The 245-nt window shown below is 74.7% G+C and carries 1 protein-coding gene; it reads right to left on the minus strand.

The genetic code is table 11. The annotated features are described in order from the left end of the window. The coding region (locus J0695_RS43340) for a streptophobe family protein (protein ID WP_242553846.1) at positions 1-242 on the minus strand (242 nt) is incomplete at its 3' end. Between the last annotated feature and the right edge of the window lie 3 nt (positions 243-245).

The raw sequence follows: 245 nt of genomic DNA on the forward strand, positions 1-245 counted from the left end.
GCCCGGTGGCGCAACGGGCGAAGAAAGCCCCAGCCGATGAACAGGGCGCCGGTGAGAGTGACGGACAGCGGCATGACGGTCAGGCCGCCCTCCGCGCCGGCCAGGTCGCCCGCGTCGCCGGTCAGGTCCACCGACCCGCCGACGGCCGTGACGACGGTCGCAGCGAGCACCCTGGGGAACGAACCGTCCGGGAGATCCGCGGCACCGGCCGCCCACAGTCCGAGCGCGGCCACGAGACCCATGGG

Source organism: Streptomyces beijiangensis (assembly GCF_017315755.1).
Lineage (GTDB): Bacteria > Actinomycetota > Actinomycetes > Streptomycetales > Streptomycetaceae > Streptomyces > Streptomyces beijiangensis.